We start from the raw sequence: 22141 nt of genomic DNA, 5'->3' as shown, positions 1-22141 counted from the left end.
CGTCAACGCACCGCCCGCATGAGCGCCAAGAACGCCTCGGCGCGCATCGGCGCGGTGATGCGCTGGCCCTCGGACCCATCCGTGTGGTGCATCACGACGAAGGGCAGGCCCGACTGCCCATAGCTGCGCAGGTGACCTTGCGCCACGTCGTCACCCGCGTCTGACAAGTCCACCCGAACGGTGACGAAGCGACGCGCCTCCGACACCACGCGCGCGTCCGTGAGCGCCATGTGGTCCAGCTCTCGGCAGGCCGAGCACCAGTCGGCGCCGAAATCGACGAGCATGGGCATGCCCGACTCGGTGGCTCGCGCGCGCGCCGCGGTCAGGTCCGTCTCCCACGCGATCTGAGCACCCTCTGGCAACGCCTCTTGATGGCGGATGAGCGCGAACACCCCCGTCACCACCAGCAGCACCCCCACCCCCTTGCGGGCGCGCTGGTGCCACGCGCCCTCCTTGAACGACAGGTGCACCGCGCCCAGCAGGAGCCCCACGGGCACCAGGGCGAGCCCCGTCTGGAGCCAGCGCACGTCGCGGGTGACGGCAGCGGGGAGTCGCAGGATGTCGCGCACGAAGTACAGGGACATCACGACCATCACGAGGCCGAACAGGCTCTTCACCGCGTCCACCCAGCGGCCCGTCTTGGGCAAGGACAGCGCGAACGTCCCCACCACGAAGAACAGCGTGCCGAGCCCCAGCGAGTACGAGAACATGCTGAGCGCACCGAACGTGGCGTCGCGGGTGGTGCTCACGTACGCCAAGAGCGCGCTGATGACGGGCCCTGCGCACGGCGCGGCGATGAGGCCGCTGACCAGCCCCATGACGAACGCACCCTTGAAGCCCACGCCGCCCGACTGCGAGAGACGCGTCTGGACGCTGCTGGGGAGCGCCAGGTCGAACGCCCCGAACATACTCGCGCCCATGGCCAGGAACAGCACGGACATGGGCACCATCACCCACGGGTTGCCCGTCCACGCGCCGAACAGCGAACCCGCGAGCGCAGAGAGCACCCCCAGCGGCGTGAGCAGCGCCGCGATGCCCAGCACGTAGGCGCTGGAGAGGCCCGCCGAGCGCCAACGCGAGGTGCTCTGGCGCGCCCCGAAGATGCTCACCGTAATGGCGATCATGGGGTAGACGCACGGGGTCAGCGCGGTGAGCAGGCCAGCCACGTAGGTCATTCCGAGCGCTGGCCCATAGCGTCCCTCGGACAGCGCGGCCCGGTAGCGTTCCGAGATCTCGTCGAGGAACGAGGCGTCGGCGTGCGACGCCAGCAGCCAGGTCATTCCGAGCGCGCCGAGAGCCGCGGCGCAACGGGCGATGACGCGGTCGAGGCGGACTCCGGTGCGACCTGGGTGGGAGGGACGGAGGGGCAGCATGGACCGCCATCATGGAAAGCACGCGGCGTGCCCGCAAGCCCCGCTTCCACGGCGCTTCTCGAACGGGTCTCGGCGATGGCCCGCCGTCCTCCGGTCCCCCCCACACGCCTGCCGCTCCCTCCGCGTCGCTCACGCCCGGGAGGGGGGCCGAAGTGGGTGGCGGCGGGGAGGGGGGGCGCCGGGCGCACGACTCGCCACTTGCGGGAACGCCCCGCATCGCGTTAGCTCGGGGCGTGCCCCTTCCGTCGCTCCTCTGCTTCGTCTTCGCGGCCGGCGTCGCGCTCGCGCTGGCTGGTCGGTCCGAGATCCGCGTCTCACCGCGCCCTGTGCTGCTCACGACCAGCGCCATGGCGCTGGTCCTCTACGCGACCTTGCTCGTAGTGCCTGTGGGCATCTACTTCTACGTTCTCTACGGAGACTGGTTCCTGCTCTACACCGTCGACGTGCAGCGCATTCCATCCGCCCTCGCCCTGGTGGGCTTCGTGATTTTGGTGGGGGTCGGCCTGCTCGGGTTCGCTGCCGGCGCCTCCCTGGCGCGCGCGCAGCGGGACGCCGTCAGCGGTGCGCTGCTCGTCGCATCCCTCGTCGCGACCGCGGCGTTGGCGCTCGGGTGGCGCGAGCGCCTTTCCGTCGTGGGGACCTATGCGCAATTCACGCGGGGCTTCGGTCTGACGGACTTCACGGCTGGATCCTTGCTGCCCAGCGCGTGGGTGATGACCATCATCCTCGCCGTCGGTCTCTTGGCGACGGTCGGGCGCGTCCTCTGGGGGCGGAGGCGCGGGTGAGCCGGTGCTCGGCCTGGTGGGCCCGCGCTGGCGTCCGCACGGTCGTCTTCGGGCTCATGCTCGCAGTCTCGGCGCTCGCCGGCTGCGGCCCGGGTTTGTACCTCTCGGCCTTGCGCCCTGCCGCGCGGGCGATCGAGCGCGCGCAGGCCGCGGGAGCGGAAGAACACGCGCCGTACGACTACTACTTTGCGCTCGCGCACCTCGACAAGGCGCGCGAGGAGGCGGCCGAGTCCGCCTTTCAAGACGCAGCCGACCACGCGCGCGTGGCGCGGGAGCACGCGGAGCGCGCCGAGGCATCGTGCCGCAGCGTGGAGGGCTCGCCGTGACGCAGCGGGGGTCGGACCGCGGCCGCAAGCGTGGTGGCATGGGTTCTTGCGCCGGAGCCACAGCGGTGGGGCGCTCGTTCTTGGGCGCCCGTGCGCCTGCTCTGCTCGCGCTCGTCTCGTTCGCGTGCGCGGCCGACCCCGCCTACGAGCGGCGGGTGAGCGCCATCGAAGCGACGCTCTCCGAGGCGGAGCGTCTCGGGGCGCTGCAGTGCGCTCCCCGAGAGCTGGCCCTGGCGCGTGCCCACCTGGGGTTTGCGCGCTTCGAGCGCGAGCGTGGACACCGCGCGCGAGCCGAAGAGCACCTCGCGGTGTCGGAACCGAACGCAGACGCGGCCGTCTACTTGAGCCCTCCCGGACGGTGTTCGGAAGGTCCTCCCACGGACGCATCCGAGGCGCCCCTGCCGGATGCCGCGGATCTGCCGGTCGAGGACCCCGAACCCTCGCGCGGCACGCCCGACCCACCGGCTGCGCTCGACGAGGTCGACGTCCCCGACGGCGCCGTGACGCCGGATCGGGACGCCGACGGTGTACCCGACGCGGAGGACGAGTGCCCCGGCGTCCCGGGTGAGGCGGGCGCCGCGTGTCCGAGCGGATATGCGGGGCTCGTCGTGCAGTCCGAGCGTGTGGTGCTGTTGCGGCAGGTCGTGCTGGACCCGAGCGGCGCACCAGACGAGGCCACCAGCGCTCTGCTGCGCGCCGTCGTCGATGCGCTGCGGGACCGGCCTGCCATGGTCCTCGAGGTCGGGGCACACACCAGCTCGGACGGCACCGAGCTGGAGAACCTGGCGTCGTCTCAGCGCCGCGCCGAGCGGGTGCGCGCGCTCCTCGTCCAACTGGGGGCCGACCCCCAGCGGGTCCACGCGCGCGGCTACGGGGAAGAGCTCCCGATCGAGTCCAACGGTACGCCGGAGGGGCGGGCCGCGAACGACCGCATCGAGATGCGGCGAATGGACGCTGGTGCGAGTGGCTTCTGAGCGCACGTTCAGCGCGCGTCTTTGAGCGCGACGTGCGTGCGGAACCACGATAGGATGCCGCCGATGGAAGGTCTCCGAACGAGGATGTTCGCGGCACTCACGCCGTGGGTACTGGCTGCTGTGGTCCTCTGCGTCGCCCAGCCCGTGGGCGCCCAGGCACGCGAGCGCGAGGCGGTGTCGGCGCTCAACATCCAAGCGATGAACGAGTACAGCAGCTTCGAGTTCGACCGCGCTCAGGAGCTCCTCGAGCAGGCGCTCGCGCTGTGCCGCCAGCACAACATCACGGACACCCCGCTCGCGCGCACGTACATGAACCTCGCCATCGTCGCGATCGGGGCGCGGCAGGACACGGGCGCCGGCCTGGACCTCTTCGTCCAGGCCTTGAACGCCGACGAGCACATCGAGCTGGACCCTGCGTTGAGCTCGCCCGACATCCAGTCGCGCTTCCAGCTGGCCCAGCAGCGACACAGCCGCGGTGGGGGCACCACTGCGGGCGCCGCCGCAGGCGGCCACGGGCTCGCGCTCGAGCACGAGCCCATCGCCGAGCAGCTGGTGAACACGCCCATCCCGGTCTACTTGGAGATCCCGTCGGGCGCGAGCGTCAGCGAGGTCATGCTCTACTACCGCACGTCGGGCATGCGGCGCTACGAGCGTGTCGCCATGACTCAGATGGCCGGCGGCTACGGCGCCGAGATCCCCTGTCGGCGTGTCGTCGCGCCCTCGGTGCGCTACTACATCGTCGTGTTCGGCCAAGGGGGCAGCTCGGTGGGCTTCGCGGGCAGCGCCAACGAACCGTACGAGGTGGTGGTCTCCGCGCAGCGCTCGATGGCCGCTCCAGCGCTCCCTGGTCAACAGCCCGCGGCGCAGTGTGTCGGGCAACCGCAGTGCGCTCTGGACGAGTGCGACGACAGCGCGCCGCAGGGAGAAGGCGCCGCATGTACCGAGAGCGTCGAGTGCGCCGAAGGCCTCGAATGCTACGAGGGACTCTGCACCTGGGATCGTGCGTCCATGCCGGCGGAGCCTGGCCCCAACGTCTTCTTCCACTTCGGGGGAGGCGCCGGGATGTTCTGGGCCACGAGCGGAATGGTGGCAGACGGACTCCCGCCCCCCGACAACAACCCCGCCATCCCGCCCGGCGACTGGAACTCGGCCGAGTGGGCTTCGTACATCGACCCGAGCACTGGCCTGCCGGGCTGCAACCCGGGTCCCGATCGCGTGATCGATGGCGTCACGTACGCGCAGCAGGACGACTGCTACGTGCGCGTCACCAGCGCTGGCTTCGTCCCCAGCTACCAGCTCGACATCGAGATCGGCGGGTACTTCACGGACCGCGTGGGCATCGCGGCGGGTGTGCGCGTGAACGTCAAGGCAGGGCTGGGGACACTGTCACGTGTGATGTTCAACATCCGCGGACAACTGCAGCTCACTCGCCCGCGCTTCACGGGTCTCAACGTCGCGCTCCACGCGGGCGCTGGCATCGGTCAGATCCAGCTGCAGCCGTCCCAGTCTCCGAACCCGGCCACACCCGACGTGCGCATGAAAGAGCCTTGGATTCAGACGGGTCTGCTCTCCGGCAGCGCCGGGCTCACGCTGTCCTACCGCGTGCTGAACGGGTTCGGCTTCTACATCGAGCCGGAGTTCGTGGTGCTCGTCCCCATGGGGGCCGGCAACAAGCTCAGCTGGGGGTTCGACATGGCGGTCGGGGTCGAGATCGCCTTCTGACGCGTTGAGGTGCTCTTGGGGGCCGACCGCGGATGCGGCTGGACCCCAGCACGGCCGTGCGCCCCCGCGCAGACGAGTCAGCGTCATGCGACGACGCCCAGCCGGTGACCCAGCTGGGCGTCGCGCGCATGTTCGCGCTCAGGCGGTGACGGCCTCGAGGTGCTTGCGGAGCTTCTGCTTCGCTCGCGACTCGAGCTGGCGGGCGCGCTCACGGCTCACGCCCAGCTCACGCCCGAGGCTCGCCAGGGAGGCCTCGTCGTCGTTGTCGGCCAGCATGCGCTGCTCGACGATGTACCGCTCGCGCGGATCCAGCTCCGCCATGGCGCGCTCGAGGATGGCCGAGACGCGCGCGTCCGTGCGCGACCGGTCCATTTGCTCGTCCGCAGACGGCGCGCTGTCCTGCAACATCGCGCCCAGGGTCTCGCGACCCTCGTCGTGCACCGGGGTGTCCAGGGAGAGCTCCCGTGCGTCCAGCTGACCCAGCATGGAGCGCATGCGCTCCGGGGTCGTGTCGAACTGCTCGGCCAGCAGCTCCACCTGCCGGTCCGTGTTGGGCTCGGTCGCGGCGATGCGCGCCCGCTCCCGCCGCAGCCGGAAAAAGAGCTTGGACCGCAGCGCTCCCGTGCCCCCGCCCACCATGGTGGTGGAGCGCACGACGCACTCGAGCACGAAGGCCCGGATCCAGTACCCGGCGTAGGTCACGAAGCGCGTGCCCCGCTCGGGGTCGAACTTGGTGACCGCGGTCATGAGCCCCAGGGAGCCCTCGGCGATGAGGTCCCCCATGCGGATCGGGTAGCGCCGGTACTGGAGGGCGATGGCCACAACGTAGCGTAGGTTCGCCTCCACGAGCCGGTGGATCGCCTGCTCGTCACCGTTGCGCGCGAGCAGGGCCACCTCGTGCTCTTCCTCGCGGGAGAGCTTCGGCAGGGACCTGACGCGGTCGATGTATCGGTCGAGCGATGCGTCACGCGGCATCATCATGGAACACCTAGAACACTTTCTGACGTTGACGTCTCAAAACTAACGTGACGTTACGTAATGTTTAGGCTGGAGAACGTCAAGCCCGAGAATGAACACAGGTCGTTTTTCCGTGTCGGAGCGTTACGTGGGTCCCCTAACGTGACATTCCGGCTGGCACGCACCGGGCTGGCGCCCTATAGTTCGGCGGTCCCCAGCCCTGGAGTCCCACGCCCATGTCCGACCTCACCCTGACCACCAAAGCCGCCGAAAAGGTTCGTGAAATCCGCGAGGCAGAGGACCTCGGCAACCAAGGGCTGCGCGTCCGCGTCATCGGTGGTGGTTGCAGCGGCTTCTCGTACGACCTCTTCTTCGAGGACGAGACCACGGAGATGGACCAGACCTTCGAGTCGCACGGGATCCCCATCTACGTGGACATGATGAGCTACCAGTATCTCGAGGGGACCGAGATCGACTACGTCGAGGGTCTCCACGGCGCCGGCTTCAAGTTCCTGAATCCTGCCGCCAAGGCCACCTGTGGGTGTGGCTCCAGCTTCAGCGCCTAGGCGCTGACGGCCAGCTCCTGACGGCCAGCTCCTGACGGCCACCTCTTGACGGCGGGCGCAGGGCCGGCTCGCCGCTCCTGCTGCGCGCCCTTGCGCTGCGAGTCGACGCTGGTGGTGACCTCGGACGGGCCAGGGCCCGTGACGTCCTACAGCCCCCGCTGGCGCTCGTGACGTAGCGGGATGCGCCCCGCCAGCGCCGCGTCGATCGTGGCGCAGATGCGCCCGGTGTCGCGCGGTAGGCGTCCACCCAGCGGCAGGTAGTTCGAGGCGTGGTTGGTGCGGAAGAGCGCGTCGGTGGGTCGCGTCAAGGCCACCATGTCGCGTAGCTCGCCCAGCAGGTCCGGCACGGATGGGACCGCGAACGCCCCACGTGCGCTCAGCTTCGCGAGCGGGGTGCCCGGCACGACCGTGACCGTGAGCGCCGAGAAGAAGGCCGGATCCATCGCGGTGACCAGGGCGGCCGTCGCGCGGCTGTGCTCCCGCGAGCGCTCCATCGCGATGCCCAGCAACGCGATCACGCTCAGCTCCATTCCAGCGCGGTGCGCGCGCTCGGCGGCCTCCACGTGGCCTGCGAAGGTGTCCCCCTTTGCGATGCGTTTGAGCACCACGTCGTCGCCCGACTCGGGCCCGATGTACAGCCGGGTCAGCCCGGCGTCGCGTAGCTCCGCCAGCTCGTCGTCCGACTTGCTCGCGACGTTCCGGGCCATGGCGTAGCACGAGACGCGCTCGAGCCGCGGGAAGCGCTCGCGGGCGCGCGCGAGGATGGGCAGCAAGGTCTCGGTCGGGAGCACCAACGCGTCGCCGTCCGCGAGGAACAGCTTGCGCACGCGCGAGCCGAACGCGCGCCCGGACGTGTCCAGGTCCAGCAGCACCTCCGCGAGCGGACGCGCTCGGAAGCTCTTGTCCCGGTACATGTCGCAATAGGTGCAGTGGTTCCAGGAGCACCCGATGGTGGCTTGCACGATCAACGCGTCGTGCTCACTCGGCGGACGGAAGATGCGCCCCTCGTAGCGGGGACCGTTGGCGCCGGCGGTCATGTGACATAACCCTCGGCCTGCGCTCGAGCGCGGGCACCGTCGTCCCCGACCTGAGTCACCGCGGCGAGATCCACCCCGCGCTTCAGCATCCCGAGGGCGTACACCACCCCGTCAGGCGCGCGCGCCGCGCTGGTCACGGCTCCGACCGGCGCGTCCGACTCGTCGCGCAGGGTGGCTCCGGCTGGAGGAGCGGCATCCGCCTCGATGTGCAGGCGCACGAGCCGCTTGGGCGGGGTGCCGCGGTGCTCCAACATCACCACCGGCTCTTGACCGCGATAGCATCCCTTCTGAAACGACACGGCGCGCTGGGCGAGGCCAGCGACCTGCGGCAGTGTGGTCGGCCCGAAGTCCGGTCCCAGCGCGGGGCGCCCTGCCCGGAGCCGAGCGAGCAAGACGGCCTCGTCGGAGACCCAATCGCCCCCCGCTGCAACCACCGCGCTCGCGAGCGCTGCGTCGTCCTCGCCGAGCACCAGCAACCCACCCGCACCGAGCCGGTCCACCTCGAAGACGCGCCCCTCTCCCAGCCCCGCTGTCAACGAGGCGCGGAGGTCGCTGGCCGTGGGTCCCTGCGCCGCGACGAGGGGGAGCTGCAGGAGCGTCAGCTCCACGTCCTCCATCATGATGTAGCGGTCGAGCTGGGCGAGGACCTCGTCCACGACCTCGACGGAGCACACCAACAGCAGGTCGTCGGCGCGGCAGAGCACGTCGAGGTCCGCCAGGATCTTGCCCGTGGGCTGGAGCAACAGCCCGTAGACGGCAGCGCCCGGTCGCAGCCCGAGGACGTCCTGAGTCAGCTGTCCCTGCAACCAGGCGAGGCGGTCGTCGCCCGCCACGCGCACGACGGCATCACGCGGACGATAGGCGCCAAAGGCGCGTTCCAGGAGCGCGAGCTGGGCTGCCAGCGTCGTTGCCGAGGGGTTCGCGGTCATAGCGTCCTTGATTTGCTCGGGATGGCCTGGAGCGCAAGGCCCAGGTGGGTACACCCGTGAACGAGCCGACACGGTGTGACCGTGCGCGACCCCTCTGCCTGTGCCCACCCCCCCACGCCTGCCCCCCGGCACATCGCTTCGGGCCGCGACCTTCTGCGCTGTCGCGCGTCGCGTGCGGGTTGGCGCGGGCATTGCTTCCGGGGTTAGGCTGATGCCCGTGCTCCCGACCCCCTCCGCCTCCCGTCTCCTTCGGCTCCCCCGTCCTGGGGTTGCCATCGCGTGGTGGTCGTCGGGCCCCGCCCTGGCCGTCGGGCTCCTGGTAGGGTTCGCGCTGGGGCCTGCCGTCGCTGGCGCTCAGCCGCGCCAGGCCCCGCCGCCCATGGAAGGGACGGCCCCCAGACCCACCCCGGTCCCGGCGAGTCCAGTGGTGCCACCCCCGGCCCCGGCCGTCGGCGCGGAGCTCGCTGGCGCGACGATTCGCCCGAGCGGCGACGAAGCGGCCATCCTCGACGCCATCAACACACTCCGCGCCGCCGCCTCTCTCGGGCCGCTGCTGGCCCACGAGGGGCTCATGAACGCGGCGCGCGCACACAGCGCAGAGATGGCGCAGGCTGGCACGCTCGCGCACGTCTCGCCCACCACGGGGACGCCGGCCGACCGGGCCGCTGCCGCGGGGGTGCGCGCCCTGCGCGTCACGCAGAACATCTCCCGCCGGCCCACGGCTGCCGCGGCGCACGAGGCCATCTTGGCGAGCGACGCGCACCGTGCTCAGCTGCTCGACGCCGGCGCCACCCACGTCGGCATCGGCTTGGCGGCAGGGGCGGACGGCGTCTACCTGACGGAGCTGATGGCGCGCATGGTTCCCGAGCCCGAGCTGCCCCCGCCCAGCATCGCGGACGTCCCTCAGCCGCCCGTCCAGACGCCAGCCTACGCCGAGCCGGAGCCCGAGCCCTACGAGCCGGAGCCCGAGCCCTACGAGCCGGAGCCCGTGCCACAGCCGCGCGCGCAGCCCGTCCAGGCGCAGGCGCCCGTGCCCGCTCAGCCTCAGAGCGGCACCAGCACCCTGCCCACGCTGCGGATCACGCGCGCACACCGCGGCGTGGCCGGCTATTGGCTCTTCCACCAAGGGCGCTGGTGGTACTTCCCGATCCCGCCCGGCACGCGCCCTGGTCAGCTGATCTATCCCGACACGCGCGTCCAGGGCGCGCCGCCTGGCTACCAAGGCGCACAGCCCGCACAGGCCCAGACGCAGGTTCCCGCGCGCGTCCAGCCCCCAGTCACGACCGCTCCTCGTGGCTACTGGCGCCTCACACCGCAGTGAACGCCGGCTGACCGGTAGGTGTCACGCTCGGGCTCGGGTGTGCGTCACACCCGGAGAACGGGCTCACCCGGACGTCCGCACCACACGTCCGGACAGCAGCTTGCGCGGCACGCCACGCTCGTCCGTAACGCACAGGGCTCCTTCGGGCGAGACGCCGGTGAGAGTCCCCCGCACGTCGTCCACGCGGACCGTCTCACCGCGGTGCAGGAGGCGCGCGTCGACGTCGGCGGCGATCGCCGCTGGCCCGGACACCGAGAACCGGGTCACTTGGCGCTCGAGCGCGCCCAGCAGCTGTGCCAAGAGCGGCTCGCGGGGGTAGGCCGCGCCCAGCGCGAGGGCAAGGGACGTGGACGCCGAGGCCAGCTCGGGTTCGAAGCCCAGACGGTTCACGTTGACCCCGACGCCAACGATCACCGCCGCAGGGGCGGTCCCGATGCTGCGGGTCTCAACCAGGATGCCCGCGCACTTCTTCTCGTCCACGAAGACGTCGTTGGGCCACTTGATGTGAACACGGTGCTGACCGGACGAGCCGTTCAACAGTGCCTCGAGCGTCTGTGCGACGGCCAACCCCACGGCCAGCGTCAGCGGCGGTAGGTCGGACAGGGTGAGCGTGGGGCGCAACACGAGCGAGAAGTAGAGATCGGTCCCGGCGGGTGAACTCCACGCGCGGCCATGGCTCCCGCGCCCGTTGCGCTGGTGGTCCGCCACCACGACGTGCCCATCGGGTGCGCCTTGCTCGGCGGCTGCCCGGGCGTCGTCCATCGTCGATTCGGTCGCCGAGAGCGCCGTCAGGGAGCGCCCATAGCGCTCCGTGTCGAGCGCCTCGCGGCAGCGCTCCGCGTCGAACGTGGTCACGCGTCGCTCCAGTCGAGCCCGAGATCCACGGCGGGCGCGGAGTGCGTGAGCGCGCCCACGCTGATGACGTCCACGCCCAGCGTGCCCAGCGCGTGGACCCGCGCCAGCGTGATGCCCCCGGAGGCCTCGAGCAGGCAGCGACCTGCGACCAGCGTGATGGCATCGCGCACCGCGTCGTCCCCGAAGTTGTCGAGCATGATCACGTCCGCGCCAGCGTCGAGGGCGACCTGCAGCTGCACCATGGTGTCCACCTCGCACTCGATGCGCGTGGTGTGTGGTGCGTACGCGCGGGCGCGCTCGATGGCCGCGGCCACGCCTCCCGCGGCGGCGATGTGGTTGTCCTTGATGAGCACCGCGCTGCTCAGGTCCTCGCGGTGGTTGTGGGCCCCACCGCAGCGGACCGCGTAGCGCTCGAGCGCACGCAGCCCGGGCGTGGTCTTGCGTGTATCGGCGATGCGCGTGCGGCTGCCTTCCGGCAGTGCGTCGACGTAGCGCCGCGCCTGCGTCGCAACACCCGACATACGCTGCACGAAGTTCAGCGCGACGCGCTCACCGCGCAGGATGCTCGCCGCCGATCCACGCACCACGCACGCCGTGTCGCCCTTCGCCAGAGGCTCACCATCCGTGCGCTGGGCCGTGACGACCAGACTGGGATCCACCTGCCGGAAGACCTCGGCGATGACCGCGAGCCCGCTGAACACCAGCGGCTCACGCGCGTTGAACGCCGCTGCGCCCATCGTCTCCGGAGGCACCGTGGCCTCGGTGGTCAGGTCGCCGCGCCCGAGGTCTTCCTCCAGCGCCAGCTGCACGATGCGCTCGAGGACGTGACGAGGGGGCAGGTGGGGTCGCGGTGCGTCGCTCATGGTCTCTCTCGCGTGGTTCAGCGCCAGGTGGCGACCGGCCAGCCTCGTTGTGAGGCGGCCCAGCGCAAGCGCGGATCCGGGTTGATGACGCGTGGCTCCCCCACGGCCTCGAGGACGGGGAGGTCGCTCACGCTGTCCGTGTAGAAGCTGCTGCGCCCGAGGTCCACCCCGTGCGCCTCGGCCCACTGCCGTGCGCGCGCGAGCTTCGCGCCGCCGTAGCAGAGCTGGGCCTCGCCGGTGAAGCAGCCGTCCGCGCCCACCTCGAGCTCGGTGCACAGCACGTGCTCGATGCCCAGCGACCGTGCCAGCGGTCCTGTCACGTACTCGGTCGAGGCGCTGAGCACGGCCAGCACGTGCCCTTCGTCGCGGCGCAGCTCGACCTCGCGGCGGGCGGCCTGCGTGACGAGCGGGGCCACCTCCTCGTAGTACCAGGTGAGGCACTCGCGACGGAACTGCGCCTCGTCCGTGCCGGCCAGGGCTCGCAGCCCCTTCTCGCTGATGCTGACGGGGTCCAGCACGCCGGCCGCGTACTGCGCCATCCAGCCCGCCCAGCGTAGGAGATCCCGCTTGCGCGCCTCGCGCCGCTTGAACCGCCACTTCACGTACAGGGAGCCGGTGTTGACGGGCACCAGCGTCTTGTCCATGTCGAAGAGGGCGGCGGTGCGCAGCGTCATGACAGCCAGCCTCGGGTTAGCACCTCGCTCAGCAGGTTGCACAGCGCGTGGAACACCAGCGCCGCGCCGATGCCGCCGCGCCAGGCGCGGATGAGGCCAAAGAGTAGTCCTGGAAAGAACACCGCGAGCCGCACGACGTGGAACACCGAGGCCAGGTGCACCAGCGCGAACAGCACGGCCTGCCCCACGATGACCGCTGGAGCGCGCAACCTGGGGTCCGTGGCATGGGCCGCGCCTGCGAGGCGCGACTGCACGTAGCCTCGGAAGAAGGCCTCCTCGGGGAGGGCGACCACGAGCAGCTGACCGAGGAGCAGCTCGGCCCAGGTGAGCAGCTGCGCGGGCGTGCCCACCACGCCCTCCCACGCGAACGGGCGGAGGGGCTCCGTGTAGAAATAGAAGCCCACGACGAACGGGGGGAACACCACCAGCGCGACCAGCAACGCCGCGCCCGTCTCGCGCAGCGCGGAGGGCAGGGCGGTACGCACTCCGTGGGCCAGGTCGAGCAAGCCCAGCACGTCATGGCGGGGCGGGCGTGGTGAGTCGGCCTCGTGGGGCGGCTCGCCGTCAGGCTGCGCGTGGTCGGGGACGTCGTGTCGAGAGAGTGGCCGTGTGGCTTCTTCGAAGGGGGTGGGCGCGGTCGCCGGCAGCATCAACCCACCCAAGGTGAGCCCGGCGCGTTCGAGCCCAAAGCGTGTGCCCAAGGTCATCGCGACCGCCAAGAACAGCAGGCCCACCAGCTCGCCGCGGTGATCGCCCAAGACCGGGACAGGCGCGGTCTGCGACAGCGCGAACGTGGCCACCCACACCAACGCGTAGACGCCCAGCACCTCGCGCAGCGCAGACGACGGGGCGGCCTCGGAAGGGGGGGTCATCGCGGCAGGGTGGACCAACTGCTTGGTCTGGGCCAACTCCATTGCCAGGGAGGGTTCCGCTCCGTATCTTGCCGGGTCCGATGCGGCGGCCCGAGGACGAGACGTGAGGATTCCGGAAGAGACCATCGCCGAGATCCGCGAGCGCGCCGACCTGGTCACCATCATCGGCGGCTACGTCCGCCTGAAGAAGTCGGGCAGCAACTTCACCGGGCTGTGCCCGTTCCACAACGAGCGCTCGCCCTCGTTCAACGTCAACCCCGCGCGTCGCATGTACAAGTGCTTCGGCTGTGGGGCGGCGGGTGATGTCTTCCGCTTCGTGATGCAGCTGGAGGGGCGCCCCTTCCCCGAGGTGGCGCGTGAGCTGGCCGAGCGGACGGGGGTGGAGCTACCCGTGCTCGACCAAGCCGAAGAACGCGCCTATCAGCAGCGTCGGGCCGAGGGGGAACGGCTGAGCGCCATCATGGACGACGCCACGGGGTTCTTCATGGATCAGGTGGGCGCGCACCCGCTCGGTTCCATGGCGCGGGAGGCGATCGAGGCGCGCGGGGTCACGACGGCCACGGCGACCCACTTCCGCCTGGGGTACGCGCCACACGGCTGGAGCGGCCTCGCGGACCATCTGCACAAGCGCGGACACGACATGCGCGCGGTGGAGGCGCTGGGCCTGGTCGGGCGCCGGCGCAGTGGCGATGGCTACTACGACCGTTTCCGCCACCGCCTGATGTTCCCCATCACGAACGTCCATGGGCGGGTGATCGCGTTCAGCGGGCGCGAGCTGCCGCCACCGCCTGGGGCGGAGCCCGACGACCGGCCGGGCGCGAAGTACATCAACAGCCCCGAGGGTCCGCTCTACACCAAGGGAGAGGTGCTCTACGGCCTGTTCGAGGGGCGCGTGGAGACCCGCCGCAAGGGCTGGATCATCATCTGCGAGGGCAACTTCGACCTCGTGGCGCTGCACCAAGCGGGCTTCGAGAACGCGGTGGCGCCCATGGGCACAGCGTTCACGGACACGCACGCCAAGCTCATCCGACGCTATGCCGAGCGCGCGGTGCTGCTGTTCGACGGAGACGCCGCTGGCAAGAAGGCGACGCGCGCGGTGGGCGAGCTGTTGCTCGACCAAGGGGTCGCGGCCCAGGTGGTGACGCTGCCCAAGGGCGAGGATCCAGACACGTTCCTGCGCAAGCCCAAGGGCGCGGAGCAGCTCGATGAGCGTATCAAGGCTGCTCCAGCGCTCATCCAGTACCTCATCGACGACGCGGCCGCCGAAGGGGGCGGCGATCCGTCCCGCAGCGCGGCGGCCATCGGGGGACTCGGGCCCGTCCTCACCAAGCTCTCCAATCCAGTGGAGGCGCAAATGTGGGTGGAGCAGGTGGCGCGGCGCTTCGGTGTCGCGGACCTCGAGGTGGTGCGTCGCCAGCTGCACCAGGGCGTGCGCGCAAGCCGTCAAGAGCGCCGGCCGAGGTCCGAGGACACCACGGGAGGGGCCCCCCCGCCACGGCCGCGGGCTCCCGAGCTGCCCCAGATCGAGGCCGACCTGATGGTGGCCTTGCTGGACCATCCCCAACTTTTTGTCAGCGAAGACGCCACTAATTTCGGCGAGCTTTTGACGTCACCCGATCTTCGCGCCATCTTTCATGCCTCGTCGGCCATGTTCGAGGCACAGGCAAGCCTCGATGGTCCGGCCTTACTTGCAGAATTGTTCGGAAATCCCGCACTTACTTGGCTCGAAGATCATCTGGCTCGCCAGACGATGAACGAATCGGCGGCTCGTCGCATGCTGGGGGATGGCGTACGACGGCTGGCCCTGCGGAACATTGAGGCAGAGCTCCCGAAAGTCCAGAGACGAATCCTAGAAGCGCGGCGGACGGGCGATGAAGCACTCGCCGCGGAACTCACGGAAGAACTCGTCGCCCTCTCACGCGGGGCGCACAAGTTGAAGCAGCAGCAGAGCATCAAGGGGTGATAATGGCGACGCACAACCCGACTCCCGAAGAAGACATGGACGCCCCGGAGGCCGTGAGCGCCCCCAACGGGAAATCTGCCAAGGCTGGTCGGCAGTCCAAGGGGAAGGGTCGGGAGCGCCGCGAGGTGCAAGCGCTGCTCGAGCGAGGCCGTGTGAAGGGCTTCCTCACGTACGACGAGGTCAACGACGCGCTGCCCCCCGAGATGGTGACCTCGGAGCAGATCGACGACCTGATGGTGTGGCTCGGCAACGAGGACATCGAGGTGGTGGACCAGGCCAGCCAGGTCAAGCGTCGCCCCGAGGCCCCGAAGTCGAAGCCCCCCACGTTGCCGCCCGCGGCCACCGAGGACGCGTACGCAGCCAAGTCCAACGACCCCGTGCGCATGTACCTGCGCAAGATGGGCTCGGTCTCGCTGCTCACCCGCGAGGGTGAGGTCGAGATCGCGAAGCGCATCGAGTCGGGCGACATGCGTGTGTTCGACGTTCTCCTCAACTCGCGCGCCGGTATCGCCGAGATCGTGGAGATGGGCGACGCGCTCAAAAAGCAGCGCCTGCGCATCAAGGACGTGGTCAAGGACGTCTCCAAGTTCGGCGACCCGAACACCACGGCGGGCGACGACGAGGTGCGCGACGCCGTGGTCCGCATCGTCGACAAGGTGCGCCGCCTGGAGGCGAGCTCTGCCAAGCTACGCGAGGAGCTGGCCGACAAGAAGCTGCCCGAGAAGACGCGCAAGGCGCACGAGCAGCAGCTGCTCAAGAACCGCCGCGAGCAGATCCACGCGCTGGCCGAGATCCAGTTCAACAAGAAGCAGATCGACCGCATGGTGCTCAGCATCAAGACGCTCATCCGCCGCGTGGAGCGCGCCGAGCGCAACGTGCAGGAGTGCGAGCGTCGCGTCGGCGGCCTGAAGCACGCCGACATGAAGCGTGTCATGCGCGAGATGGAGGCCAGCAAGGCGGTCGAGCGGCGCCTCTCCCGCAAGTACGGGTCCGTCGAGAAGATCCACATGGCCGACGAGGCCTGCCGCGAGGCGCTCAAGGCGCTGCACGCCGTGGAGGAAGAGGCGGGGCTGCCCATCGAGGCGCTGCGCAAGACCTACCGCGAGCTGGCCGAGGGCGAGCGCGCCGCGGACCGCGCCAAGGCCGAGCTGGTGGAGGCCAACCTGCGGCTCGTCGTGTCCATCGCGAAGAAGTACACGAACCGTGGCCTGCAGTTCCTGGACCTCATCCAGGAGGGGAACATCGGCCTCATGAAGGCCGTGGACAAGTTCGAGTACCGCCGCGGCTACAAGTTCTCGACCTACGCCACGTGGTGGATTCGCCAGGCCATCACCCGCGCCATCGCGGACCAGGCGCGCACCATCCGCATCCCGGTGCACATGATCGAGACCATCAACAAGCTCATCCGCACCTCGCGCTACTTGGTGCAGGAGCTTGGCCGCGAGCCCACGCCCGAGGAGATCGCGGCGCGCATGGAGATGCCGCTCGAGAAGGTCCGCAAGGTGCTCAAGATCGCCAAGGAGCCCATCAGCCTCGAGACGCCCATCGGTGAGGAGGAAGACTCGCACCTTGGGGACTTCATCGAGGACAAGTCGGTGGTGTCGCCCGTGGACGCGGTCATCAACGGCAACCTCGAGGACCAGACGCGGCGCGTGCTGAAGACGCTCACGCCGCGCGAGGAGAAGGTGCTGCGCATGCGCTTCGGCATCGGCGAGAAGAGCGACCACACCCTCGAGGAGGTGGGCCAGGACTTCGAGGTGACGCGCGAGCGCATCCGCCAGATCGAGGCCAAGGCGCTCCGCAAGCTGCGGCACCCGAGCCGCAGCAAGCAGCTGCGCAGCTTCATGGAGAACTGAAGCGCTCCGGGCCTATAGCTCAATTGGTTAGAGTCCCCGTCTCATAAACGGGTAGTTCCTGGTTCAAGTCCAGGTGGGCCCACCATTTTCGCGACCTCCGCCCGCTGTGTGCGCGCTTCCACGGAATCGATCTTGCTTCCGCGCGCGAGTCACGCTAAGGGCCTTGCATCGCTTTGACAGGAGACAGAACGCGTGCGTGAACAGCTGGTGGCACTCTCGAAGCTGGCGGCCATGGATGCCGCGGCCGTCAAGTTCGACCAAGAGCTGAAGGACACGCCCGCGCGGCTGGAGTCGATGGCCGCCGATGTGGCCGTGCTCGAGACGCTCCTCGCTCGCGAGCGTGCCCAGCTGGACGAAGCCGAGGGGCTCCGCACCCGCCTGGCCGACGCGTTGCACGAGCGGGTCGAGGGACTGGCCCGCGCCCGGACCAAGCTGGCCCAGGCGCAGAACGCGAAAGAGGGCGACGCGGGTCAGCGCGAGGTGGACTCTTTCCGCCGCAGCATCCGCGACAAGGAGGGCGAGCTGGCCGCCACGGACGAAGCCCTGGCCGCCAAGCGCGCGGCGATGGAGCAGCGTGAGGCCCAGTTCGCCGAGGCGCGCGAGATGCTCCGCACCGAGGAGACGGAGAGCGGGACGCGCTTGGACGAGCTCCGCGCCCAGCGCGAGGCCGTCACGGGCGGGCGAGACGACCTGCTGAAGATCATCGGGGCCGCCACCGTGAAGCGCTACGAGCGCCTGCGCACCAAGTACATGGACGCGGTGGTCGTGGTGGACGATGGCACCTGCCCGGGCTGTCGCATGGCGCTCCCGGCCCAGCTGTTCATCAACATGCAGCGCGGCGAAGAGCTCACCGACTGCCCGCAGTGCCGCCGCATCGTGGTCTACCGCGCGTTGGTCGCCTCGGAGAGCTGAGCCGCGCGCTTCTCATCGTGTGAGCGCTGCCTGTCGGGGCAGCCGCGCGAAGCGGGCTCCTAGGGGCCCTGACACGGACGTCCTCTCGCATGCGAGCAGGGAGTGCGCGCCCAGTGGCGGTGGGCGCAGGCGCGTGTCCGCCGGTGATGTGCTGCGTCGCGGTCGTCGTCGTGGGGCCGCGACGGGCGCGTAGGCCTCCGCCGCGACGGGGGTCAGACGATGTCGAGCCAGCTGGGCTCGGGGGTGTTGACCCCGCGGACGGCTTTGAAGTAGCGGTCCTGCACCTCGGCGGTGATGGGGCCGCGTGTGCCCTTGCCCACCGGACGGTCGTCGATCTCACGGACCGGGGTGACCTCGGCGGCCGTGCCGACCATGAACACCTCGTCGGCGATGTAGAGCTCGTCGCGCCCCATCGGCCGCTCCACGATGCGCACGCCCATGTCGCGCATGATGCGCATGACCGAGTCGCGCGTGATGCCGCCCAAGATCGAGGCGCCGAGCGCGGGCGTGTACACCACGCCGTCGCGGATGACGAAGATGTTCTCGCCGCTGGCCTCGGACACGTAGCCCTGCGGGTCCAACATGATCGCCTCGTTGTAGCCGGCGGCGAGCGCTTCGCGCTTGGCCAGGATGGAGTTGACGTAGTGGCCGCAGACCTTGCCCTTGGCCATGAGCGAGTTGACGCCCGCGCGGCTGAACGAGCTGATCTTCGCGCGGATGCCGTTCTGGATTCCGTCGTCGCCCAGGTAGGCGCCCCAGCGCCAGGCCACGACGCACACGCGGGTGGGGTTGTCGCGGGCGCCCAGGCCCATGGCGCCGTCCCCGATGAACGCGAGCGGGCGCAGGTAGCATTCGTCGAGGCCGTTCTCGCGCACGGTGGCCTTGCACGCCTCGACCAAGGTCGCGTGGTCGTAGGGCATGGGGAGCGTGCAGATGCGGGCCGAGTCGAACAGGCGCCGGATGTGCTCGTCCAGGCGGAAGATGGCCGAGCGGCCATCGTCCAGCTTGTAGCAGCGGATGCCCTCGAACACGCCGAGCCCATAGTGCAGGGTGTGGGTGAGCACGTGAATTTGAGCGGCGTCCCAGGGGATGAGCGCGCCGTCCATCCAGATCTTCTCGACCTTGTCGACCATCGCGCCCTTGTAGCACAAGGCGCCCCTGTGGGAGGGCGGATCCGACGAGTCCGTCTGGGCTCGGTCGGTGGTGTGGGCTGGGGAGTCGATCGCGCGCGGGAGAGGGGAGCTCCGGGCACGGGCTCGGTCGCGCAGGCGCTCCCTGCGGTGCCTCCCCCATTTCTACGCGCCGGAGGCGCGTGAAATGGGGCCCCCCCGACACCCGTGCCCGGAGCTCCCCTCTCCCTCGGGAACGCCTGGGCTCAGGGGGCTGGACTGGGTGGGGATGGACTCGTGGGATCCGCTGGGGGCGCGAAGGGTCCGACTGGACGCGACTCGGGGCGCGGGAGGTCCGACTGGGCTCGGCTGGGGCGCGGGAGGTCCGACTGGGGGCGCGAAGTGTCCGTCGGGGCGCGCGGTCCCGACGTGTCCTGTCCTCCATCGCGCGCGACCACGTAGTCCGCCCCCGCAGTGGGGCGGACTTGCAGACCACGCTGCAGCCTCGGGGCACCTGGCTTCAGCCTGGTGCCCCCCAGTTCCAGCCAACATCGCACCCGAGGTCGGCCTCCGGCGTGGGGTCAGGACGGCTCGGAGAGGGCGCCTAGGGCTCGGAGGCCGTCGAGGGCTTCGGGGTCGTCGGGGTCGAGGTGCAGGACGCGCTCGTAGGCGTTGCGGGCGGCCGCCCACTTTTGGCGATCGCGGAGCACGCGTGCGCGGAGGAGGTGCGCGACGGCGATCCGTGGGACGAGGCGGCAGCCGGCGACGACCTCGGCCAGGGCGCGGTCGGCTTCGTCGGGGATGTGGCTGTGCGCGGCGTGGCGGCAGTAGCCCAGGTAGACCCAGTAGAGGCCCTCGTCCGGGTCGAGGGTGGTGGCCTGGGCGAAGGCCTGCATGGCCTCGCCGAAGGCGCCGCGGGAGAGCGCTTGCTCGCCGACGCGGAAGGCGTCCACGGCTTGGTCGAGCAGCTGCTTCGACACTGCGGACAGCTCGCCGGGAGGGGCGGTGGGGCGTGCGCTCGGCGTGCTGGGCAGCTGGGAGACGCTGTGCTCGAGGGGGGCGTCATGCAGCTCCACTGCCTCTACGCATACCAGCGCGTACGCCAGCTCGGTGATGGTCATGCGTGAGGTGGGGGGGCCCCCGATCAGGCTCCGGAGCGTCTGCCGCCCGTCCAGCCCACTGAGGAAGGTGTGGCACTCGGGGGCCAGCTCCATGCGTCGGAAGGGGGCGAGGCGGTCGGGCACGGGGATGGCGAAGCGGTCCAACGCCGGCCCGATGAGCTCGACGACGCGCGGCGGCGGGATGCGCTCGCGAACCCCGCGGAGCACCAGCTCGAAGAGCGACATCTCGAGCGTGACCGTCTCCTGTGGGGGGTCCATGTCCGCGAACTCGAAGCTCCCGGCGGACCACCCGAACACGTCGAGCACCTTCATCTCCTGTTGGTACTCGAGGGCGTCGCGCAGCTGGTGCGGGGTGATGGCGCCCATCGCGAGCAGGATGGCCCCCTGCCGCCCCTGCCCCGCGCGCACCCGCAGCAGCGAGTCGTCCACGACGGATTGGTCGATGATGCCGCGCCGTCGGAGCACCTGCCCCAGGCACTCGTCCACCAGGTTGGAGCGTACGGACTGCGGCACCCCCCGGCGGAAGAAGATGACCTTCTTGGGAGATTCCCCCGTCGTCGTCGAGCGCGGGTCGCCCGCGCTGTTGAGCGCCAGGGCTCCGGTCGCTCGGCTCTCGAAGATCTGCACCAGCACGGACGCGAAGGGCACGTCCGAGAGCCGCCCTTGGAGCGCGTCCGGCGCGCTCAGTCCGCTGCCGAGGTGGCGCTCCACGGCGGCCCCCTCCGAGCTCTCGGTGAGCGTGTAGCGGCGCGTCTCGTCTCCTGTGCCGATGTCCATCGGGGGCGGTGGGATGGAGTCGGGGCGCAGCTCTCGGCGCACCACGCCTTCGACCACGCGGAGCATGTCCGCCGGGTTCACCTCCCCGACCAGACAGGTGAGCGCCCCCAGGCGCGCGGCTTCTCGCTGCAGGGCGCTTGCGTCGGCCACGGCACCCAGCAACACCATGTGCGCGGTGTCGCCCCCGGGGGCCCAGCGCAGAGACTCGACCGTCGCCGCCCCGTCGCGGCCCGGCAGACGCAAGGACGTGAACACGATGTCCGTCGGCTGCTGCACGAACGCGTCCAGCGCCGCCTCCCCAGTGGCCGCCCCGACGCAGGCGTAGCCCGCCCGCTCCACCGCGGAGACCACACGGCTCCGGGCGTCGTCGTCGGGAATCACCACCAGGACGGAACTCGAGACCATCGCAGGTCGCAAGGTACCCCCATCCGGCCAGAAGCGGAGCAGAAACGCCTCTGTCGCTCGGCGGAGCAGTCCCGAGAGGGGGCTTTCGCGCGTGTTGACCGCCGCGACCCCATGGAGTAGTAATCGCGCGCCCTACCGGGCTGCACCCGGCGCTGGCCTCGCGAGGCCTCGCTCCGCCCTTGGTTTCTTGGTGCGACTCGGGTGCAAGGTGCCACCTGCTGGCTCCGCTGCGCTCCGACTCTCGCCGCTCGACTGGATCCGCCGACTCATGGCCCTCATCGCCACCCTCTACGAACTCATGCTCCGCCTCCAGCCGGAGTCCACGGGCGGCGCCGCGCCCGCCGCAGGGGGCGGCGCTGCGGCCGCGCCGAGCAGCCCGTTGGACGGCTGCGCGGGCAGCGGGAGCATGTTGCCCATGCTCCTGGCGACGCTGGCCTTCATGTACTTCTTCGTGCTGCGTCCGGAGCAGAAGAAGGCGAAGGAGCGCGAGGTCGCGCTGAAGGCGCTGATGAAGGGCGACATCGTGCGCACCAACGGCGGCATCCGTGGTGAGATCGTCAGCTTCGCGAACGACAACCGGGACGTGATCCTCGAGATCGCCCCGAAGACCCGCATCAACGTCTTCCGCTCCCAGATCCTGGGCAAGGAAGCACCCAGCGCCGACGCCACGACGGCCGGCTCGTCCGACAAGGCCGACAAGAAGAAGGACTGAGCGTGCGCACGCCCACGTTCTCGCCAGGCGGG

The 22141-nt window shown here is 70.2% G+C and carries 20 protein-coding genes and 1 tRNA gene; 11 read left to right on the top strand and 10 right to left on the bottom strand.

Translation table 11 applies throughout. The annotated features are described in order from the left end of the window. Nucleotides 1-2: 2 nt before the first annotated feature. On the bottom strand, nt 3-1373 hold the full coding sequence (locus H6726_06095; protein ID MCB9657207.1) for a thioredoxin family protein: 1371 nt from the start codon (nt 1371-1373) through the stop codon (nt 3-5). A 233-nt stretch (nt 1374-1606) separates the two neighbouring features. On the opposite strand from H6726_06095, the gene H6726_06090 reads away from it, so the two are divergent. From H6726_06090 to H6726_06075, 4 genes are all read left to right on the top strand, one after another. Next, nucleotides 1607-2158 carry a hypothetical protein gene (locus H6726_06090; protein MCB9657206.1) on the top strand — a complete coding sequence of 184 codons (552 nt, stop codon included), beginning with the start codon at nt 1607-1609 and terminating at the stop codon, nt 2156-2158. After that, entirely contained in the window at nt 2155-2484 is a 330-nt protein-coding gene (locus tag H6726_06085; protein MCB9657205.1) for a DUF4398 domain-containing protein, read from the top strand. The genes H6726_06090 and H6726_06085 overlap by 4 nt, the downstream gene beginning before the upstream one ends. Nucleotides 2485-2522: 38 nt before the next feature. Continuing rightward, nucleotides 2523-3458, top strand: a complete 936-nt coding sequence (locus H6726_06080) for an OmpA family protein (GenBank protein MCB9657204.1) — start codon at nt 2523-2525, stop codon at nt 3456-3458. Nucleotides 3459-3521: 63 nt separating this feature from the next. Next, on the top strand, nt 3522-5180 hold the full coding sequence (locus tag H6726_06075; GenBank protein ID MCB9657203.1) for a hypothetical protein: 1659 nt from the start codon (nt 3522-3524) through the stop codon (nt 5178-5180). A 138-nt stretch (nt 5181-5318) separates the two neighbouring features. Here the strand turns inward: H6726_06075 and H6726_06070 are convergent, their stop codons facing one another. Beyond that, nucleotides 5319-6161, bottom strand: a complete 843-nt coding sequence (locus tag H6726_06070; GenBank protein MCB9657202.1) for a sigma-70 family RNA polymerase sigma factor — start codon at nt 6159-6161, stop codon at nt 5319-5321. A 212-nt stretch (nt 6162-6373) separates the two neighbouring features. Between H6726_06070 and erpA the strand changes: the two genes are divergently transcribed. Further along, nucleotides 6374-6703 (top strand): iron-sulfur cluster insertion protein ErpA, encoded by a 330-nt coding sequence (erpA, locus tag H6726_06065; GenBank protein MCB9657201.1) that lies wholly within the window; start codon nt 6374-6376, stop codon nt 6701-6703. Between the two features lie 146 nt (nt 6704-6849). On the opposite strand, the gene H6726_06060 is transcribed toward erpA, so the two are convergent. Together H6726_06060 and H6726_06055 are read right to left on the bottom strand one after the other, a co-directional pair. Beyond that, nucleotides 6850-7740: a radical SAM protein gene (locus H6726_06060; protein ID MCB9657200.1), complete on the bottom strand. Its 891-nt coding sequence runs from the start codon at nt 7738-7740 to the stop codon at nt 6850-6852. Further along, the gene (locus tag H6726_06055) at nt 7737-8669 is read right to left on the bottom strand and encodes a folate-binding protein YgfZ (protein MCB9657199.1); all 933 of its coding nucleotides are present in this window, start codon (nt 8667-8669) and stop codon (nt 7737-7739) included. Before H6726_06055 ends, H6726_06060 begins: the two co-directional genes overlap by 4 nt. A gap of 427 nt (nt 8670-9096) precedes the next feature. Between H6726_06055 and H6726_06050 the strand changes: the two genes are divergently transcribed. Continuing rightward, nucleotides 9097-9990, top strand: coding sequence for a CAP domain-containing protein (locus H6726_06050; GenBank protein ID MCB9657198.1), 894 nt, complete (start codon nt 9097-9099; stop codon nt 9988-9990). 63 nt (nt 9991-10053) lie between these two features. On the opposite strand, the gene H6726_06045 is transcribed toward H6726_06050, so the two are convergent. Genes H6726_06045 through H6726_06030 form a run of 4 tightly spaced genes read right to left on the bottom strand, consistent with a single transcriptional unit; the run spans nt 10054 to nt 13254 of the window. After that, nucleotides 10054-10845, bottom strand: coding sequence for a biotin--[acetyl-CoA-carboxylase] ligase (locus H6726_06045; GenBank protein ID MCB9657197.1), 792 nt, complete (start codon nt 10843-10845; stop codon nt 10054-10056). Then, complete coding sequence (nadC, locus tag H6726_06040) at nt 10842-11708, bottom strand: carboxylating nicotinate-nucleotide diphosphorylase (protein MCB9657196.1); 867 nt, start codon at nt 11706-11708, stop codon at nt 10842-10844. Before nadC ends, H6726_06045 begins: the two co-directional genes overlap by 4 nt. A 17-nt stretch (nt 11709-11725) precedes the next feature. After that, entirely contained in the window at nt 11726-12382 is a 657-nt protein-coding gene (locus H6726_06035) for an HAD family hydrolase (protein ID MCB9657195.1), read from the bottom strand. Next, nucleotides 12379-13254: a CPBP family intramembrane metalloprotease gene (locus H6726_06030; GenBank protein ID MCB9657194.1), complete on the bottom strand. Its 876-nt coding sequence runs from the start codon at nt 13252-13254 to the stop codon at nt 12379-12381. Before H6726_06030 ends, H6726_06035 begins: the two co-directional genes overlap by 4 nt. 103 nt (nt 13255-13357) lie before the next feature. Between H6726_06030 and H6726_06025 the strand changes: the two genes are divergently transcribed. The 4 genes from H6726_06025 (at nt 13358) to H6726_06010 (ending at nt 17985) form a co-directional block, all read left to right on the top strand. Further along, complete coding sequence (locus H6726_06025) at nt 13358-15217, top strand: DNA primase (protein MCB9657193.1); 1860 nt, start codon at nt 13358-13360, stop codon at nt 15215-15217. Between the two features lie 2 nt (nt 15218-15219). After that, nucleotides 15220-17073 carry an RNA polymerase sigma factor RpoD gene (rpoD, locus tag H6726_06020; GenBank protein ID MCB9657192.1) on the top strand — a complete coding sequence of 618 codons (1854 nt, stop codon included), beginning with the start codon at nt 15220-15222 and terminating at the stop codon, nt 17071-17073. 8 nt (nt 17074-17081) lie between these two features. Further along, nucleotides 17082-17158: transfer RNA gene (locus H6726_06015), tRNA-Ile, on the top strand. 107 nt (nt 17159-17265) lie between these two features. Beyond that, complete coding sequence (locus tag H6726_06010) at nt 17266-17985, top strand: hypothetical protein (GenBank protein MCB9657191.1); 720 nt, start codon at nt 17266-17268, stop codon at nt 17983-17985. A gap of 212 nt (nt 17986-18197) precedes the next feature. Here H6726_06010 and H6726_06005 read toward each other — a convergent pair whose 3' ends face one another. Together H6726_06005 and H6726_06000 are read right to left on the bottom strand one after the other, a co-directional pair. Next, nucleotides 18198-19118, bottom strand: coding sequence for a branched-chain amino acid transaminase (locus tag H6726_06005; GenBank protein MCB9657190.1), 921 nt, complete (start codon nt 19116-19118; stop codon nt 18198-18200). A gap of 557 nt (nt 19119-19675) precedes the next feature. Then, complete coding sequence (locus H6726_06000; GenBank protein ID MCB9657189.1) at nt 19676-21397, bottom strand: DUF4388 domain-containing protein; 1722 nt, start codon at nt 21395-21397, stop codon at nt 19676-19678. A 268-nt stretch (nt 21398-21665) separates the two neighbouring features. Between H6726_06000 and yajC the strand changes: the two genes are divergently transcribed. Next, nucleotides 21666-22109, top strand: coding sequence for a preprotein translocase subunit YajC (gene yajC / locus H6726_05995; GenBank protein ID MCB9657188.1), 444 nt, complete (start codon nt 21666-21668; stop codon nt 22107-22109). Nucleotides 22110-22141 lie beyond the last annotated feature (32 nt).

The organism is Sandaracinaceae bacterium, from assembly GCA_020633055.1.
Classification (GTDB): Bacteria; Myxococcota_A; Polyangia; order Polyangiales; family Houyiibacteriaceae; genus JADJJE01.
Note: the sequence above shows the minus strand (reverse complement) of the source record. Positions and strands in the feature narration are given on the sequence as shown.